The sequence below is a fragment of the Kitasatospora sp. NPDC052868 genome (genome assembly GCF_044547105.1).
Classification (GTDB): domain Bacteria; phylum Actinomycetota; class Actinomycetes; order Streptomycetales; family Streptomycetaceae; genus Kitasatospora.
This window is the reverse complement of record NZ_JBITZW010000042.1, coordinates 25,574-42,297: the sequence shown is the minus strand read 5'-3', so window position 1 is coordinate 42,297 and position 16,724 is coordinate 25,574. Positions and strand designations below refer to the sequence as shown.

Genomic DNA, 16,724 nt, shown 5'->3' with positions numbered 1-16,724 from the left:
CCGGGCGGTGGGTTCTGGCGGTGGGTGGCCAGGGTCGGCGGGGGCGGGCGTTCATGGCGGGTGCACGCTAGACCAGGCCGGGCGCCGGCGCGGGTGGGTGGTGGCGGGGTGTCGCGGTGGGTGATCGCCGCCGCGCGGCGCGGCCGCGCTCGGCGGGGGTGGTCGAGGTCCGGGCGGTGGGTTCTGGCGGTGGGTGGCCAGGGTCGGCGGGGGCGGGCGTTCATGGCGGGTGCACGCTAGACCAGGCCGGGCGCCGGCGCGGGTGGGTGGTCACGTCAGGTAACAGTCGCGCGCTTCCCGTTCGGGTGGGTTCCGGTGTGCAGGTTGCTGTGGGGGTCCTGCCGGGCCGGGGTTCTGCCGATGAGGCCGTTTCTGTTCGTGGTCCGCCAGGCGTTGCTGATGTTCGGTCTGCTGTTCGTCTGTGGTCGTCGCTGCCACGGTTGCCTCTTCTGCTATGGCTTGCTACCGCTCTGACTCTGCCTCTCCTTACTCCACGTCTGCTGTGCTTCTGTTTTGCTGTGCTGTGCCCGTCCTTTTTTGACCCACACACCCTTGCCTCATGAGCCGATGGCCCCGTATCCTGCCGATCATGACTGCCACAGTGAGCCGAGGCGCGAGCCCGGACTACCTGCTGTCGGCGGTCGCGAGCGGCGGCGAAAACTACTACTTGAAGGCCATCGAGCAGGGCGGCGAACCGGCCGGGGTCTGGATGGGAAGCGCCTCCGCCGGCCTTGGTCTGGTGGGTGAAGTCGACCCCACCCTGATGCGAGAGATGTACACACATCTTTCAGACCCGCGCCGGATCGATGAGCTACACGACGTGATGAAGGCCCAGTGGGCTGCCTACCGGGGCAACCACCCCGAGCTGAAGGTGGGCACCGCCGCGTACCGAGCCGCCAAGGCGAAGGTGCACGCGGAGGCGCGGGCCGAGTACCGGGTGGGCCAGAAGCTGCGCGACTACTCGAAGTCACGAGAGAAGAAGATCGAGGAGGCCCAGGCGGCGCTCGGTCCGAACGCGACTCCCGAGCAACTGCGCGAGGCGGAGATGAAGGTCCGCCGCACCAGCGACCAGGCCCGGACCTACTACGACATCACCTTCTCCGCGCCGAAGAGCTGGAGCCTGCTCCACGCCGGTCTGCAGGTCCAGGCGATCAAGGCGAGGGAGGCCGGGAACGCCGAGCTGGCCGACCACTACACGTGGCAGGCCGACCAGGTGTGGGCCGCATGGATGGAGGGCGTGCAGGCCGGGCTTGACCACCTGCAGCAGCACGCCGGGTACGCGCGCGAGGGCCGCAACGCGGGCAAGAAGGGCGAGGAGTCGACCACCCGCCGGGTGGACGCGCACGAGTGGACCGCCGCCGCGTTCAGGCAGCACACCTCCCGCGACAACGACCCGCAGCTGCACGTCCACGTCGCCGTGTGGAACCGGGTGCAGTACACGAGCACCGACCCGGTGACCGGCAAGGAGCGCACCAAGTGGGGCGCCATCGACGCGAAGCTGCTGTACCGCGAGGCGAAGGCCGCCGGACACGTGTCCGAGCGAGTCGCCGAGGAGGCTGCGGTCCGTCGTCTCGGTATCCGCTTCCAGACCCGCCCGGACGGAGTCGCCCGCGAGGTGCTGGGGATCAGCGCCGCCCAGCGCGAGCAGTTCAGCAGCCGCCGGCGCACCGTCACCCGCGGTGTGGCCGAGCTGGCGAAGGCCTACGAGGAGCGGTACGGGCACCCGCCGAAGGCCCACGAGCTGGCGAAGATGGCCGACCACGTGGCCACCGATCCCAAGCTGCGGCCCCGCAAGGGCGAGGCGATCCCCCGGGAGGAGCTGCTGCAGCGCTGGGAGGACGCCGCCGTGGCGAGCACCCGGGAGGCACTGTCGGACGTGCCGGCCGCCGTCGCGGACGCCGCCGCCCGGTACGGCACCGAAGCCAAGGAGTTCGACCCGACCGCGCTGGTCAAGCGCGCGGTTGACGCGGTGCAGGCGGAGAAGAGCGCATTCACCCGGGCCGCCCTGGTGGTCGAAGTGTCCAGGCTGCTGCCGGACTGCCTCGGAGGGCTGGAGGCCCACCAGGTGCGCGCGGTGGTCGAGGAGCTGGCCGACGCCGCTCTGACCGGCCGGGACGTCGACGTGGTGATGCTGTCGGCGCCCGAGCTGATCCCCGTCCCGCCGAGCCTGCAGCTGGCGGACGGCACGTCGATCTACGGCACCCCCGGCGGTGAGCGCTACGGCACCCAGCGCCAGCTCGACCGCGAGGAGCGGCTGGTGACGTCGCTCGCCCTGGACGGCGCCCCGGTGTTCAGCGCGGGCGCGATCGAGGCCGCAGTGGAGGGCCGGGGGCTGAACGAGGGCCAGGAGCGCGCCCTGCGCGGGATCCTCGGGTCCGGCCGCCAGGCCGAGGTGCTGGTGGGCCCCGCAGGGTCCGGAAAGAGCCGGCTGAACGGCGCCCTGCACGACGCGTGGACGAAGTCCGGCCGCCGGGTGATCGGTCTGACCACGTCCGAGCGGGCCGCCCGCGTGCTGGCCGACGAAGGCGTGTCCGTCGTCGGCAACCTCGCGATGTTCATCAACGCGAACAAGGCACTGGCCGAAGGCCGGTCGACCCCGGAGCTGGAGCAGTACCGCCTGCACCGCGGGCAGCTGGTCATCGTGGACGAGGCCGGCATGTCGGAGACCGCCGCGCTGGACAAGGTCCGGCGTCTGGCGGCCGCGGCCGGTGCGAAGGTCGTGTACTCCGGCGACCACCACCAGCTGACCGCCGTCGGCGCCGGCGGCGCGTTCCAGGAGATGGTGACCACCGTCGGCGCGTACGAGCTGGAGGAGGTCGTCCGGTTCACCAACGAGTGGGAGCGCGAGGCGAGCTTGAGGCTGCGCGAGGGCGACGCCGCAGTGCTGGACCTCTACGAGGACCACGGGCGGCTGTTCGGCGGTACCCGCGAGGAGATGATGGCCGCGGCCTACCAGGGGTGGCTCGCCGACACGCTCGCCGGATACGACTCCCTGCTGATCACCGCGACCCAGGAGCAGGCCGACCAGCTGGCCGCCATGGCGCGCGCCGACCTTGTCCGTCTCGGGCAGGTCGAGGCCGGGGGCGTCCAGCTGACCGGACGGGGCATCACCATCGGCGTGGGCGACCGTGTCCAGCTGCGCGAGATCGACCGCCGGGTCCGCTCGGAGGACGGCGAGCGCCACGCGGTGAACCGCGACGTGGTCGATGTCGTCGCCCGTGACCAGGAGACCGGCGAGCTGACCGTGCGCTACGACGACGGCACCCTGATGACCCTGCCGTCCGACTACGTGCAGAAGCACGTCGATCTGGCCTACGCCGGGACCGTGTACTCCGCGCAGGGCCGCACGGTGGAGCGGTGCCGCTCGGTGCGTGACGGCGCCGGCACCCGCGAGAGCCTGTACGTGGAGATGACCCGCGGCCGCGGCGCGAACTACGTCTACCAGGTCACCGAGCTGGACCGCCGAGAGCAGACCGCCGACGTCGAGACTCCCGATCACATCGCGCTGCTGACCGAGACGCTGGAGACGGTCGGCGCGGAGAAGGCTGCAACCGCCGTCATTCGGGAGTCGCAGGCCTACGCCGAGAGCCTGACCAGGTGGTCGTTCATCGTGGATGACCTGCAGCGCGAGCAGGCCGAAGCGGACTTCGGGCGGGTGATCCGGGACGCACTCGGCGAAGAGGTCTACGAGGGACTGAGCGAGACCGACTCCTACGGCCCGCTGATCAGGCTTGCGCGGCATGCCCGCGCGGAGGGCTTCGACGCCGAGGCCCTGCTGGCCAGCGCGCTGGAACGCGACTTCGACGGGGTCCGGGACGTGTGCAGCGTCGTGCACTGGCGGCTCGGCATCCGGATCGACATGGCGGAGCGCGAGCGCGTCCGGGCGGACGAGGCCGACGTGCGGGTGCACGTCGAGGTCCAGCGGGCCGTCGCGCCGGCGGTCGCCGCCGAGGCCCAGGCCGTGCCGACCAGCGTTCCCGCGCGGCCCGAGCTGATGATGGCCTACGACGAGAGCACCGGCGGGTGGCGCCCGCTCCCGAGCGTGTCCGCCGAGGAGACCGCCCCGGCCGAGGAGCCGGCGGCCGCCGAGGAGCCGCAGCCGTCCCAGGTGGTGGTCTGGGACGACACCGCCGAGGCGTGGGTGCCCCAGCAGACCGCGGACGACGTGGAGCCGGAGGCGTGGGTGATCGCCCCGCCCGCGCCGCACGCCGCCGCCGAGCAGCCGGAGCCCAGCCCGTTCGGGCAGAGCTACAGCATGACCACGTGGGACTCCGCCCAGGGGTGGGTCGACGTCGAGGTGACGTCGACCGGCCCGGCCGGGTGGGACGCGGCGGAGGCTGCGTGGATGGACCAGGTCCTGCAGACCAACCTTGCGGTGGACGTCCTGCACTCCGGCCAGGAGGAACAGCGCCGGAGCGAGCTGGCCGAGCAGCGTGCCGCCGAGGCCGAGGAGCGTGCCCGGTGGCAGACCCGGGTGGCCGACATCGAGGGCGAGAAGGGCGAGTACGCCCGGGCCGCCGCCGAGTTCATGGAGGAACGGCGCCTGCAGCTGGGCCAGGAGCTGGCCGAGGCCGAGGAACTGCCGCAGTGGGCCGTCAGCTTGGGCGAGGCCCCCGGAGCCGACCGGCCCGAGCAGCGTGCCGCGTGGGTCGAGCGCGCCGGCACCGTGGCCGCGTTCCGGGAGGCGCACGGCTACGACGCCGAGGTCGACCCGATCGGTCCGAGGCCGCGCCGCGGTGCCGTCGACTTCCGGCTGGACTGGGACCGGGCGTTCCGTGCGCTCGGCCAGCCCGAGGACCGGATGGACCTGGTCGGCGCGAGCGACGCCCAGCTGGAGGAGCTGGTCCAGCGTTACCAGCGGGAGGAGGCGTGGGCGCCCGCTCACGTCGCCGAGCAGATGCGGGAGACCTACGAGCGCATTGACCAGCTGCACCGGGAGACCGGCCAGCGGCAGGTCGAGCTGGCGAGCGCCGACGAGGCGACCCGTCAGCGGCTGGAGGAGGCCCAGGCCGCCGCGGACGCGGAGACCGCGCTGCTGAGCGAGCAGGCGGCGAAGCTCGAAGTGGTCCACGCCGTGCGCCAGGACTGGCACGAGCACACCGCGGAGACGAGGGAACGCGCCCAGGAGGCCGCCCGCCAGCTCGAACTGCGCAGGCCGGCCGAGGAAGCAGAGGCCGCCCCGGACTTCCCGCCGGTCGTCCACGCGGAGCCCTCCGACGATCTCGACTGGGGCATGGAGGAGCCGGAGCCCGAGTGGGAGCTGGCCGAGCCGGAGCCGGAGTGGGACATCCCCGCCCCGCAGCCCGAGGTCTTCGTGCCGGAGCAGGCCCCCGCGCCCGTCACCGAGCAGGCCCTGGTCGCCGAGCCGGTCGCCGGCCGTCAGGTCGAGGCCAAGGCGGAGGCCGTCGAGGACGACGCCGCCGCCCCGGGCAAGCGCCGTCGTCAGCCGAAGTTGGAGGGCGAAGGGCTCGACCAGGCGGTGGACGCCGCCCGCTCGGCCCGGGACGTGCTCGACTCCCGCGCGACGAAGGTGGACGATCGGGTGGCCCAGGCCCGCGTCGAGATAAGGGAGATCGAGGAGGCCCGCTCCGCGGCCGCCGACGCGCGCAACGCGCAGGTGGTGGACCAGCTGGAGCGGGGAACCGGTATCAGCATGTGATCAGCACGCGATCCGACCTAGGGAGAGTTGCCCGTGAACGTGCCGACACCGCCGCCGCGGCCGGCCTACACCCTGCCCCCCGGTGCACCGCCGCCGCCCGCTGTTCCGCCCGCCGTGCCCGCGCCCGCCGTCGGCGTGCCTGAGAGCGTGATCCACAGCCGTGAGGAGCTGCAGCAGCTGCAGGGCGACGCCGAGCAGCTGCTGGGGGCTGAGGGGCCGCACTTCGAACTGGCGTGGTGCGACCCCCGGCACGCGGGGGCCTGCCTGCAGGGCATTGTCGACACCGTCCGGTGGCTGCTGGGGGAGCGCCCGATCTCGCCGATCAGCGAGGAGCCCCGGGAGGAGCCGGCGTTGCCGACCGTCCGGGAGGTGGGCCGGGAGACCATCCGGGCCGAGGACGCGGTGAACGGGCTTGCGTGGCGCCACCTGCCGGAGTGGTACTCCGCAGGGGTCCTGAGGACGCTGGAGTGGGCCACCAAGCGCCGGCCGCCCCGCCCCCGCCCGGTCGCGGCGCTCTGACGGCCCGCCAGCACGACGAAGCGGCCCCCGGCTATCCGGGGGCCGCTTCGCGTCGTTTCAGGCCGTCTGCTGGGCTGCTGCGGCCCTTTGCGCGTCACGCTGCTGGAGCTGCTGCAGCCGGGTGCTGAGGTAGGCGCTCAGCTCGGCGTCGTACTTGGTCGGGTGGTCGACGTACTGCCAGGGGTCCCGGTGGTTGTCCTGCGTGCAGTTGTGCATCGAGCAGGCCTCCGAGTCGATCCGGCCCACCAGCGAGGGGCGCCAGCGGTCCAGCCATTCCGAGACCCGGGTGGGGGTGCCGTCTTCGTCTTCGTAGGCCCAGCGCCAGGACAGGTACAGGCCGCTCAGCAGCTCGACCACGTCGTGGTGCTGGAACCAGCACGGTTTGAGGGCCTTGCTGTAGTCGGCCGGCCATCGGACGTAGAGGACGTTCCGCAGCCAGGCGACCAGCAGGGACCAGGCGGCGCCCTCTTCTTCGGCGCTCATCGCGGACCAGTTCCAGACCGGCACCTCCGCCTTGTCCCGGCGGACCAGGCCGTCGAGGATGCCGGACATCTCCACGATGCGCTCGGCCAGCCGCAGGTTCTCGATCGCGTCGACCCGCTCGACCTGCCGCTTGAGCTGGTGCCCGAGTTCGCCGAAGTTGGTTCGCAGGCCCGCAATCTGGGACGTGAACTTCGTGTCCAGGGCCTTCAGCTGCTGCAGGCCCACCGGGATGTCGAACGGCTTGGGGGAGGTCATGCGCTTGCCTCTCGGGTGGTGTCGTGCTCAGTCTGCCCCGGCACCTGCCACGGCGCGGCGCTCGGGTCGTGGACCCACGGCACCGCGTTCGGGTCAGCGGCCGGGACATGCGCGGAGGGCTTGGCCGAGGGCATCGGCGGAGCCTGCACCGGCATGTCGTTGACCAGCACAAACCCCTTCTTCGCCCACTTCGCGGCCGCCTTGGCCTTCTTCTCCCGGGCCTTCGCCAGCTCCTTGACGTCGTCGCGCTCCCAGACCGGGGTGAAGGCGACCATGACCGCGGTGGTCGCGCGGTGGAAGAAGATGAACGTGCCCGGGTCAAGGGTGCGGACCTTGTCCGCGGAGATGATCCGTTCGCGCTGCATCGAGGTGTGCCGACCGGTCTTCCCGTCGCTCTCGCTGGTCGAGGCCACCTCCACCTCCCGGTCGCCGACCATGGCGGAGACCATTTCCTGGTCCTCCAGGATGCTCAGGCCGGGCAGGACGGCCTTGTTGAGGTTCTGCCAGAGCTCTTGCCCGCCCCAGTGCCCCCACCGCTTGAAGAGCTGTGCACGGCTCTGGACGCTCATCAGCATCTGAATGCCGAACCCGCCGGCGTCGGACGACCAGCGGTCCAGCGGCAGCGGGCAGATCACCGCCGCTTCGTCCAGCACCATCCGGAAGAACGGGTCGAGGCGGCCGCCGGGGCTGGTCTTGGCCAGGGCACGGGCCACGGTGAAGATCTCGCCGGTCAGGCAGCTGAACAGCGGCGCGACCGACCCATAGGCCTTGTCCTCACCCAGCATGTAGAGGGTGTGCTGGCCGCGCAGGAACGTCTCCGGGTCGAACGGCCGGTCCCCGGGCCGGGGCTGGACGATGTCGGCGACCTGCGGCAGCGACAGGAACTCGAAGGTGGTCGCGAGGGTGAGGTAGATCGAATCGCGGGTGCGGTCCGGCGCGTTGACCGCCTGCTGCAGGTCTCCGGCCCACCCGGCCGGCACCCGGTCGGCCTTCGCCCGCAGGATCTGCAGCGGCTGCGGGTCGGTGGGGTTGGAGACCCAACGGCGCACGTCCAGCAGCGTCAGGCCGTCCAGGGCCGCCGCCATCATGTAGGTGCGCAAGACCTTGAAGCTGTTCGAGACCCAGAAGGACCCGTTCTCCATGTCGCTGCCGGTCGCGCTGGCGGACAGCAGGTAACCGGCCCGGCGCACGGCCACGTTGGGATCATCACACCCCGTCACCGGGGACCACCTCAGGGTGTTGGGAATCCCGCTCACGTCGCCGTTGAACACCCACACGTCGCCGTTGCGGGCGCGCAGTTCGGCCGTGGTGTCGTAGAGGTCCCCGCGGGTGGTGGTCGCGATCACCGCGCCGGGGGCGTCGATCACCGCGTTGCCAAGCAGCGCAGTTTTGCCCGCACGTGGCGGAGCAAAGATCAACACGCCGTCTTCGCACGCGATGTAGAGGCCCAGCTGGTGGATCAGGTCCCTGCCCAGCCGCAGACCGACGCTGTCCGGGACGATGCGCCGGCGCGGGGTGTCCGCGAGGGAGGGCTGGAGCGTCGAGGCCCGGCGGACCAGCGCCTTGCGGGACAGGTTCTTCGCCAGATCCCTCTCCGTCGCCCACCCCTTGGCGTTCAGCTTCGCCGTCTTCACCACCCCGTTGGCCGGCTTGGCGACCTTGAGGTACAGGACCCAGGCGCCGAAACCGGCCGCGGTCAGGCCGAGGCCTCCGAGGTGCCCGCCGGGCAGCGCGCCGAGCACGCCCCAGACCAGGCCGCCGGCGGAGCTGAAGACCTCCCCGACGGCCGGGCCGGCGGCGCCGTGCTGCTGAGCGTCGGCGGCAAGCGGCAGGCCCGGCACAGCCGCGGCGGCGAACGGCGACAACTTCGCCGGCGCCGACGTCAGACCAATGCGCTTGGTCCGGCAGCAGTCCTCCGGGGAGGTGTGGTCGGTCTCGATAGGGTGCTGTTCACGGGACATCATGGAGGGCTTCTCTCCTAGTCTCGGGCCCCGGTCCGGCGAGGCCACGCCGGACCGGGGGCGTGTGCACAGGCACCAGTGACCGGATCGATCACCGTACGCCCCTGCAGTGACAACGGGCAGCGGTTTTGCCCACCCAAGCCTAACTCTCGGAGTCTTGAACTTCAAGACTCCGAGAGTTTTGTGCTCGGCGAGTTCCAGAGGTGCGCTCGGCCGGTTGCCTCCGGCGCTCGGCATGCAGCAGGGGCGGGGCGTCCGGCGCTCGGCGGGTCGCCTCCGGCGCTCGGCCGGGCCGAGGGGGCGCACTCCGCCCGCTCGGCACACGACGGGGGCCCGGCACCCGGCGCTCGGCCGGGCACCGGGCCCCCGTCGAAAGGACCGTCAGCGCGCGGTCTGGTGGGCCGCGAACACCCCCGGGTCGACCAGCGGCGCGGGCGCCGGAATCGCGGCCGCTCGGCTGCCCTCAGCCCCGCGCTCGGCATCCTCAGCCCCGCGCTCGGCACCGTCCGGCGTGCGCTCGGCAGCCTCTGCAGCGATCATCCGGAGACGACGACTCCGGAAGTGCACTCGCCACTCACGGGCCCTACCGACAGTGACGGAGTACCGCTCGGAGAGCGCCTTGGCGTCGAGGGTAGGCAGTCCGTTGGTGACCTGAGACAAGTACTCCTCCCACGCCTCTTGCTTCGCCGCGCTGCCCGGGAACGCGATCCCGTCGAGGTCCAGGCCCTCCAGTTCCTCCTCCGGCAGTTCGGCCCGGATGGTCTGCCGCAGATCGTCCAGGGCCAGCTCCGCCTCCCGCACCTGGAGGGCCAGCACCTCCGCCCGCGCGGCCGCGTTCTTCGCCGCCCGGTCCGCCTCCGCCGTCGCAGCAGCCTGCAGCTCAGCGGTCGCCCGCTCGTTCTCCGACCGCTCCTGCAGTTCCTTCAGCTCCCCCTCCAGCCGCTCGGCAGCGTCGCCGGCCTCCCGGGCCTTCCGCGCGGCTTCCCCGTGCTGCTCGGTCAGCGCCGCCACCGCGCGCTGCAGCTTCTCCAGCTGCTCGGCCGCAGTCTGGATCTCCCCGTCCAGCTTCTCCTTCTGCCCGGCCGCGGTCAGGCCGGCGGACTCCATCTCCTTCCGCTTCTGCGCGGCCTTGGCCACCAGGTCCGAGGCGTCGGACACCTGCTGACGGAGCGTGTCCAACTTCGTGGACAAGTCGGCCATTTCGGACTCGGCGTCCTGCCGAGCGCGGTCGGCGTTCTGCCGAGCGGTCTTGGCGTCCTCCCGAGCACGGTTGACGTCGACGCCCAGCGCCCGCAATTCCTCCGCTTTCTTCTCGGCCAGCTCCACCGCCTTGGCCGCCTCGGTCTTCGCCCGCTCCAGATCCTTTTTCGCCTGCTCGGCTTCCTGCCGAGCGCGCTCGGCGTCCTGCCGAGCGGACTCGGCCGCGGCCGCGTGCCCGGCAGCTTCGATCTTGCGGGCGGAGGGCATGATGGCTACCTCCTCCATCAGCGTCTCCACCTTCTCCGCGTCCCCGGTGTCGACCATCGCGATGTCGTCCTGCCGCGTCCAGCCGGCGAGCCCCCGGAGCACTTCGAGCGCCTGCTGGGAGTCCGGACCGAAACGGGCCCGCTCCAGGGCCACCCGGGTCTCCTCCCGCTGTGCCTGCAGCTGCTCCAGCGCCTTCAGAGCCGTGCGGCGCTGAGCGCGTCCCTGCTCGACCTTCCCGGTCATGGCCGCGGCGGACTGGGTCAGCATCTCGCGCAGGACGAACAGCTGGCGGGCCGCGTTGCGTGCGGCAGCCACCTTCACGAGGTGGTCGGAGTCACGGTTGGTGGGGTCGACGCCGAGCCGGGCGTAGGTCTCCGCCCAGCGCCGCCGCCACAGGGCCGCAACCAGCTTGAAGGGGCCCGTGCTGGACTCCTCCACGGCGTCCTTGCCGCCCATCCGGTCCCGCAGCTCCAGCTCCACCACCCAAGCCGCGCCCGCCGGCATCAGGGCCATGAACGGGGCGGAGGCCAGGTTGGGGGCGTGCACGACGTTCGCCCAGGCCGAGAAGACGACCAGACCCCACGCGGTGTAGTGCATGGTCCGCATGCCCCGGGTCCACTTGGGCTTCTCCCCTTCTTCGCCGTCCGGCCCGAGCACGGGCCGGCTCCGCTTGTAGAGCATCCCGAACAGCGATAGCTCCACGATGTCGAACATCGTCACGAAGCCCACCCGGATGGGCACCGGGAGCTGGGCCGTCTCCCGGCCGAACCCCCACAGGCCGTAGAGGGAGACGACGACGCCGGTCAGCGCGATCTTGCCCTGCGGACCCATCTCGTTCAGGAAGGAGAGCAGGCCGTTCGCCCGGCCCTTCGTGCCGAAGAGCGCCCGGCGAGCCGCCCACAGGAAGGCGACGCCGAACACCGCGATGCCGACCCACGCCGCCCAGGTGGGCGCCCCTTCCAGCTTGTGCTGCAGGGTGGACAGCAGGCTGTCCATCTGGCTGGATCCCGCTGCTGACCAGCGGATATCACTGGCCGTACTCTGGTCGTGGTGACGCACGTTGGTTCTCCGAATCTCTGCGTCCGGGCCTCGGCGGTGACCTTCGAAACCCCCGCCGAGGTCCCTTGCTGTCTGGGGCTACTTGCCCTTAGTGGTCTTGGAGTCTTGATCTTCGAGGCTCCGAGCCTCTTCGAGTTCCTGAACCCGGGACTCCAGGCCTTCCAGATGCTCGAGGTACGAGATCACGCTGGCCTTCAGCTGTTCCTCGGTGTTCCCGACGAGGACGCTGCGGCGGGCCAGGATCACGTCGACCGCGACCCGGATCACGGTGTTCGCCGTGATCCGCTCGGCCTTCGACGTCCGGGCGGCCTGCAGTTCACGGGTCAGGGCGTCCAGTTCGATCAGCTGGTCCCCCCTCAACTGCGTGAACTTCGGGGTGGTGGTCTTCTTCGCCGCGCTGACGGCTTGACTCAGCGTCGTGGACCGCTTGCGGGTGTTGCCGGCCGTGTTGTCCCCCATCGAGTCGTTGATGATCTCGCCGAGATCCTTCTTCGCCATCAGTTCTTCGCCTTCTTCTTCGTCGGTCGGGACTTGGGCCGGGGCTTGGGACGGGGGACCCGATCCTGCAGGCCCAGGTCTTCCAGCAGCTCATCCACGAGGTTGCGAGCGTCCTCCGCAGCGGGCTTCCAGGTGAGAAGCGTCCCCTCCGTTACCGGGATGCCGAGCTGGCCGGCGTCCTGGTGGGCCACCAGGGCCCGCATGTGGGTGCGGAAGACCGGGATGCGGACCAGGTCCAGGCTCTGGCTGGTGCGCTGGGCCTTCGCCTTTCGCACCGCCGGCACCTTGTTGATGACGACCCGGTACTTGCACCCCGACGGGATCACGATCTCCCGCAGGCTCGACATGATGGCTCGCGCCTCCAGGTAGTCGAGCGTCAGCGGGACGATCGTGATGTCCCCGTTGCGGCAGCCCTGCTCCAGCCGCTTGCGGTCCCGGTGGGGGCCGTTGTCCACGACCACGAACCGGTAGCCGCGAACCTCCCGGAGCTGGGCCAGCTTCTCCGCGTCGTCCTCCGTCGCGAGGTCCATGACAGGGTCGACGGTCAGCTGGTTGTAGAGCTCACTGCTGCTGCCGTCCTCCTGCCGGGCGTCCGCGTCGATCAGCAGGGTCCGACCGATGTGCCCGAGCAACCAGGCGATCAGGAAGGACAGCGTGCTCTTCCCGATCCCTCCCTTCCCGGCGAAGATCCACACGATCACCGGCGGACCTTCCCAGGGGGGATGCACCACCTTCGGCATTCTCAGCTCCCTTGTCTCTTGTACGTGCAGGCCCCACGAGCTTAGGACTCTGCAGGTCAGCGACTCCCGGACTCGCGAAGGCGAGACCATTTCGAGCTGGTGACTACCGGTCTCTCGGGCTCAGAAACAATCATACCCTTGGAGTCTTGAACTTCAAGACTCCAAGGGTCTACAGTTGTGACCACGACGAGAGGGCCGGGGGTTCCCGCCCCCGGCCCTCTCAGCCTGCAGCCGAGCGTGTCACCGCTCCGCAGGCGTGGACCGATCCCCCGTGGAGGGAACCGTCATGTCCCAGTCTCTCAGGAGCCCCCAGCACCGCCTCACGGTGCTCAACCCCAGGCCGCACCAGGACGGCCGCGGCGTGCTCGTCGTGGGCCGCATCCGGCCCGCCGGCACCTGCCCGAACTGCAACGGCTTCGGCAGGGTCGTGGTCCGCCGCAACGGCGCGCTGGTCAGCGTGGCCTGCCCGGTGTGCAGCCTGTCCGCCGTCGACTCCCCCGAGGCCCAGGTGATGGCCCGATGAGCGAGCAGACCACCACCCTGCAGCAGCAGTGCCTGCAGGACTACCAGCGGCACCAGGCCAGCCAGGCGGACAACCAGAGCCAGGGCGCCGTCAACGGCCAGCTCGGCAACGCGGTGGCCCACGGCAACGCGCAGGCGGGCGCGATGGGCAGCTCCCTCGCCCCCGGCGTCGGCAACCGGTACTGATCCCGTCCGTCACCCAGCCCGCCGGGCGGTGCGGACCGCCCGGCGGGCAGCCTGAGGAGGCTGCAATGCCGCAGACCGAGACCAACCTGATCCCCCTGGACGAGCTGGGGCTGACCGGGGACGCGTTCCGCAGCTGGGCCGCCGCCGCCCTGTTCAGCTCCGACATGACGACGGCCCAGATCAAGGACGAGCCCCGCATGCTGATCCGCCCGCTGGTGCGGGCGATCGTGCGCAGCATCAGCGAGGAGGCCCGGCAGGGCCGGGTGGCGAGCGAGTTCGGCGAGTACCCCGCGGAGGCCTCCGCCCGGATGGCCGCGTGCGCGGCCGCCGTCGCGGACGCCCCGAGCTGGCCCCTGCTGGCGGACTGGCAGGTGGCGAAGTGAGGACGAGCTACGCGGCCCAGGAGCCGCGCGTCCAGGTCACCGCGATGGCCGCGATGCTCGCCGCCGCGCTGGCCCTGGTCGCCGTTCTCACCCACACCGGCCTGCCCGCCGCCGACGCGGGACGGATGGCCGGCACCGCCTACGCGGGGGTGGTCGCCGTCGCCGTGCTGGTCTGGCGCCTGCCCCTGCTCGCCGTTCTGCTGTCTACCCTCCGTATCGCGGCCGCCCTGGTGGCCGCCGCCGCCCGGGCGCCCCGCACGTGGCGGGCGAGGAGGCACTGGTGAGCCGCCGTCGGGTGGAGCCGTTCCGCGGTGACCAGCTGGCGCTGTTCGGCGCCGACGACGTCGAGCAGCCCGAGCCCGTCGACCCGGCGGAGCCCTCCGTCCGTCCCCCGGACGTCCCGCCGGCGCCCCCGGACTCCGAGGCGTGACCCGCCGGGCCGCCCCGGAGACCGGCGGGGCGGAGTGGGTGGAGCCGCGGCTGGTCATCGAGCGCGCCGGTCACCAGGTCGTGGTCGACGGCCAGGGGCTGGCGATCGACGGAGAGCGCGTCTGCCGTACCCCCCTCACCCCCGCCCAGGCGGTGCGGCCCGGCCAACACCCCTCCCAGAACCGCGCCTTTCAAGTCCTGCTGGACGGCGGGGTCGTGTACCGGGGGCGGCTGGTCGCCGAGATCGGCCGGCCCCCGCCGGGCACGGCCAATCCGGGCCCGGTCACCGTTTACGGGCCCCACGGCCCCGAGTGGCACCCGCCCGCCCCCGGAGAGCGGCAGCGCAGCAAGCCCGGCCGGCCTCTGCCGGACCAGCAGCTGCAGGCCGCCGTCGACACCCTGCAGACCTTCGCCGAGCAGCGCGAGCGGCGCCGGCGCGAAGAAGACGAGATCCACGCCCGGGGCCGTGCCCCGGATCCGACTCCCGATCACAGCTTGGAGATCAGCAGATGACCGCCCACCAGCAGCTTCCCGCGTGGCTCAGTCCCACCCCGGCGCCGACTGTTACCCCGCTGGTGCCCGCGCAGCCGCCGCAGATCATGAGTCTGGGCGCCTACGCCGCCAGCCGGTACGGCGGACGGCTCTTCCCCGCGCTCACCACGACGACCGCGCTGATCCTCGCCCGGGTGTGGAACGCGCAGGGTGCCGCCGGGAGCTGGGGCGACGCCGCTCTGATGATCGCTCTGGCTAGCGGTGCCACCCTGTACGGGATCGTCTCGGCGTCGAAGACCCACGGCGACCCGATCCTGACCGCCGCCGCGTTCGGCGCCGGCGGATCGTTCGCCCTGCTCGGCGTCGCTGCCTACACCGAGAGCCCGGCACTCGCGCTGATCATGTGGCTGGTGGCCACCGCGATGGTGTACGCGCTCAGCGCCCGGCACTGGCGGGCCGCCGCCGAGCGCGCCGAACAGCGGTACCACGAGCTGCAGATGGCCCAGGTCCACCGCTTCGCCGACGTTCAGGTGGCCCAGATCCAGGGCAACGCGCAGGCCCAGGCACTCGCGTACGGGCTGATGCTCGCCCAGGCGATCGAGGACCGCCGGGCCGTCGACCCCGCCACCTTCCAGGCCTCCCTGCTGATCGGGGCCGGACTTCCCCAACTTGCCGCCGCCGAGCGCGACCAGTGACGAGGATGGGACGCAGAGCGATGCAGTACGGATGGATCGCCGCCGCCGTCACCGTGGTGGTGGCCATGACCCTGCAGCAGCTGCGGGTCCAGCGGCGCGAGCACCGCGTGGAGGAGGGCACCGTGCACCGGGACGTCTCCGCCGTCGACCCCTACGCCGGCGCGCCCGCGATCGGCGACGAGCTGGCCGAGCTTCTGCAACAGCAGGCCGCCGGCCGTCCGTTCCAGGGCCCCCAGCACCGCGAGCACCTGCTGAGGTGGGCCGCGCTGTGCGACCGGATCGCCCTTGAGGAAGAGCACCACCAGGACCCGGAGCACGACAGCGCCGGCAGTCCCGCGATCCAGGCCGCGAACGCCCTGCAGGCCCACGACCACGTGTGGGACGAGGCTGCCGGCCCACTCGGGCCCCATGCCCCCGAGTGGGCCGAGGCCGGGGGCTGCAGGGCGTATGTCCGATACCAGTACGCCGCGTGGCGTGCCGCTACCAGGAAGGCAACCCAGTGATCACCGATCGGAAAATCGACCAGCCCTATCTCGAAGGCCTCCACCACGGTCGGTTCAGCGAGAACACCACGCTCGCCGAGGCGATCAACGCCGTTGCCCCAGTCTATGAGCTGCCGTACCGCGGTGAGTTGATCCAGGTTGCGCAGACCACGGCCGGATCGTTCGGGCGGACGAGCGTTCTTGGAACCTTCCCGGACGACTGGTTGGTGGAGCAGGAGATCCGGACCTACGGAGTCCTCCGAGAGACCTGGTTCGGCGATCAGGCCAGCCGGTGGGTCGAGTTCCCGAACCCCGCCACCGCCGCGGCGTGGGCCCGAACCACCGTCGTGCACTGGCTGGAGGATCACAGCGGGGACCGGGTCGACCAGCACTTCGCGGTTTGGCGTGGGCAGGGTTGGACCGTCGAGATCGACCGGTACCGCCAGCGGTACACCGTCGCCGTCGGCATGGCCCCGGGTGTGTCGGTCGACGTCTTCGACGCCGCCGCGGACGCCCTGCCTGGCGAACGCCAGGAGGTGACCACAGCACGCGCGTGGGACCGGCTTCTCTCCCTGATGCCTGTCGGCCCCACGGACTGGCCCTGGAGCATGGCTGACGAATACCGGTGGGCCCAGGCCGCCGCCGCCCGTCTGGTCGACCAACGCGAGCGTGAGTTCACCACCGCCGAACTGGCCGACGAGATGGAGCGCGCCGCCGTCGCCGCCGAGCTGGCCGAGGCGAGCGCCGCCCCGGCGCCGGCCGCCGTCGAGCCGAGCACCGCCGGGTGGTGGCCGCGGTTCATCACGTGGCTGACCGCGCTGCTGCGAAACGGCAGCCGGCCGTGAAGCCGCCGCGTACCCTGACCAGTTCGGCACCGCCGGACACCACCACAGA

Annotated in this window: 16 protein-coding genes; 11 read left to right on the top strand and 5 right to left on the bottom strand. The window is 71.6% G+C overall.

Features of this window, described 5'->3' with window-relative positions; translation table 11 throughout:
• The first annotated feature begins 589 nt into the window (after positions 1-589).
• Positions 590-5,659, top strand: a complete 5,070-nt coding sequence (gene mobF, locus ACIGZJ_RS36185) for a MobF family relaxase (protein ID WP_396461276.1) — start codon at positions 590-592, stop codon at positions 5,657-5,659.
• 33 nt (positions 5,660-5,692) lie between these two features.
• The gene (locus tag ACIGZJ_RS36180) at positions 5,693-6,178 is read left to right on the top strand and encodes a hypothetical protein (RefSeq protein ID WP_396461275.1); all 486 of its coding nucleotides are present in this window, start codon (positions 5,693-5,695) and stop codon (positions 6,176-6,178) included.
• Between the two features lie 57 nt (positions 6,179-6,235).
• On the opposite strand, the gene ACIGZJ_RS36175 is transcribed toward ACIGZJ_RS36180, so the two are convergent.
• The 5 genes from ACIGZJ_RS36175 to ACIGZJ_RS36155 form a co-directional block, all read right to left on the bottom strand.
• Complete coding sequence (locus ACIGZJ_RS36175) at positions 6,236-6,916, bottom strand: hypothetical protein (RefSeq protein WP_396461274.1); 681 nt, start codon at positions 6,914-6,916, stop codon at positions 6,236-6,238.
• Entirely contained in the window at positions 6,913-9,045 is a 2,133-nt protein-coding gene (locus ACIGZJ_RS36170; RefSeq protein ID WP_396461273.1) for a type IV secretory system conjugative DNA transfer family protein, read from the bottom strand. Before ACIGZJ_RS36170 ends, ACIGZJ_RS36175 begins: the two co-directional genes overlap by 4 nt.
• Positions 9,046-9,258: 213 nt before the next feature.
• Positions 9,259-11,340 carry a hypothetical protein gene (locus ACIGZJ_RS36165; RefSeq protein ID WP_396461272.1) on the bottom strand — a complete coding sequence of 694 codons (2,082 nt, stop codon included), beginning with the start codon at positions 11,338-11,340 and terminating at the stop codon, positions 9,259-9,261.
• Between the two features lie 141 nt (positions 11,341-11,481).
• Complete coding sequence (locus tag ACIGZJ_RS36160) at positions 11,482-11,901, bottom strand: hypothetical protein (RefSeq protein ID WP_396461271.1); 420 nt, start codon at positions 11,899-11,901, stop codon at positions 11,482-11,484.
• Positions 11,901-12,602 carry a ParA family protein gene (locus tag ACIGZJ_RS36155; protein WP_396461270.1) on the bottom strand — a complete coding sequence of 234 codons (702 nt, stop codon included), beginning with the start codon at positions 12,600-12,602 and terminating at the stop codon, positions 11,901-11,903. Before ACIGZJ_RS36155 ends, ACIGZJ_RS36160 begins: the two co-directional genes overlap by 1 nt.
• Positions 12,603-12,927: 325 nt before the next feature.
• On the opposite strand from ACIGZJ_RS36155, the gene ACIGZJ_RS36150 reads away from it, so the two are divergent.
• The 9 genes from ACIGZJ_RS36150 (at position 12,928) to ACIGZJ_RS36110 (ending at position 16,675) form a co-directional block, all read left to right on the top strand.
• Positions 12,928-13,164, top strand: coding sequence for a hypothetical protein (locus ACIGZJ_RS36150; protein WP_396461269.1), 237 nt, complete (start codon positions 12,928-12,930; stop codon positions 13,162-13,164).
• On the top strand, positions 13,161-13,349 hold the full coding sequence (locus ACIGZJ_RS36145) for a hypothetical protein (RefSeq protein WP_396461268.1): 189 nt from the start codon (positions 13,161-13,163) through the stop codon (positions 13,347-13,349). Before ACIGZJ_RS36150 ends, ACIGZJ_RS36145 begins: the two co-directional genes overlap by 4 nt.
• A 65-nt stretch (positions 13,350-13,414) precedes the next feature.
• Positions 13,415-13,732, top strand: coding sequence for a hypothetical protein (locus ACIGZJ_RS36140; RefSeq protein ID WP_396461267.1), 318 nt, complete (start codon positions 13,415-13,417; stop codon positions 13,730-13,732).
• The gene (locus ACIGZJ_RS36135) at positions 13,729-14,016 is read left to right on the top strand and encodes a hypothetical protein (RefSeq protein WP_396461266.1); all 288 of its coding nucleotides are present in this window, start codon (positions 13,729-13,731) and stop codon (positions 14,014-14,016) included. The genes ACIGZJ_RS36140 and ACIGZJ_RS36135 overlap by 4 nt, the downstream gene beginning before the upstream one ends.
• On the top strand, positions 14,013-14,162 hold the full coding sequence (locus tag ACIGZJ_RS36130) for a hypothetical protein (protein ID WP_396461265.1): 150 nt from the start codon (positions 14,013-14,015) through the stop codon (positions 14,160-14,162). The genes ACIGZJ_RS36135 and ACIGZJ_RS36130 overlap by 4 nt, the downstream gene beginning before the upstream one ends.
• Entirely contained in the window at positions 14,159-14,674 is a 516-nt protein-coding gene (locus tag ACIGZJ_RS36125) for a hypothetical protein (protein ID WP_396461264.1), read from the top strand. The genes ACIGZJ_RS36130 and ACIGZJ_RS36125 overlap by 4 nt, the downstream gene beginning before the upstream one ends.
• Positions 14,671-15,348, top strand: coding sequence for a hypothetical protein (locus ACIGZJ_RS36120; RefSeq protein WP_396461263.1), 678 nt, complete (start codon positions 14,671-14,673; stop codon positions 15,346-15,348). Before ACIGZJ_RS36125 ends, ACIGZJ_RS36120 begins: the two co-directional genes overlap by 4 nt.
• A gap of 20 nt (positions 15,349-15,368) precedes the next feature.
• Positions 15,369-15,851 (top strand): hypothetical protein, encoded by a 483-nt coding sequence (locus tag ACIGZJ_RS36115; protein WP_396461262.1) that lies wholly within the window; start codon positions 15,369-15,371, stop codon positions 15,849-15,851.
• Complete coding sequence (locus tag ACIGZJ_RS36110) at positions 15,848-16,675, top strand: hypothetical protein (protein ID WP_396461261.1); 828 nt, start codon at positions 15,848-15,850, stop codon at positions 16,673-16,675. Before ACIGZJ_RS36115 ends, ACIGZJ_RS36110 begins: the two co-directional genes overlap by 4 nt.
• Positions 16,676-16,724: the final 49 nt, after the last annotated feature.

Excerpts from the sequence above, each read along its gene's own strand:
- mobF (WP_396461276.1), top strand. The coding sequence starts at position 590 with ATGACTGCCACAGTGAGCCGAGGCGCGAGCCCGGACTACCTGCTGTCG.
- ACIGZJ_RS36175 (WP_396461274.1), bottom strand. The coding sequence starts at position 6,916 with ATGACCTCCCCCAAGCCGTTCGACATCCCGGTGGGCCTGCAGCAGCTG.
- ACIGZJ_RS36165 (WP_396461272.1), bottom strand. The coding sequence starts at position 11,340 with ATGGACAGCCTGCTGTCCACCCTGCAGCACAAGCTGGAAGGGGCGCCC.
- ACIGZJ_RS36160 (WP_396461271.1), bottom strand. The coding sequence starts at position 11,901 with ATGGCGAAGAAGGATCTCGGCGAGATCATCAACGACTCGATGGGGGAC.
- ACIGZJ_RS36150 (WP_396461269.1), top strand. The coding sequence starts at position 12,928 with ATGTCCCAGTCTCTCAGGAGCCCCCAGCACCGCCTCACGGTGCTCAAC.
- ACIGZJ_RS36145 (WP_396461268.1), top strand. The coding sequence starts at position 13,161 with ATGAGCGAGCAGACCACCACCCTGCAGCAGCAGTGCCTGCAGGACTAC.
- ACIGZJ_RS36140 (WP_396461267.1), top strand. The coding sequence starts at position 13,415 with ATGCCGCAGACCGAGACCAACCTGATCCCCCTGGACGAGCTGGGGCTG.
- ACIGZJ_RS36120 (WP_396461263.1), top strand. The coding sequence starts at position 14,671 with ATGACCGCCCACCAGCAGCTTCCCGCGTGGCTCAGTCCCACCCCGGCG.
- ACIGZJ_RS36115 (WP_396461262.1), top strand. The coding sequence starts at position 15,369 with ATGCAGTACGGATGGATCGCCGCCGCCGTCACCGTGGTGGTGGCCATG.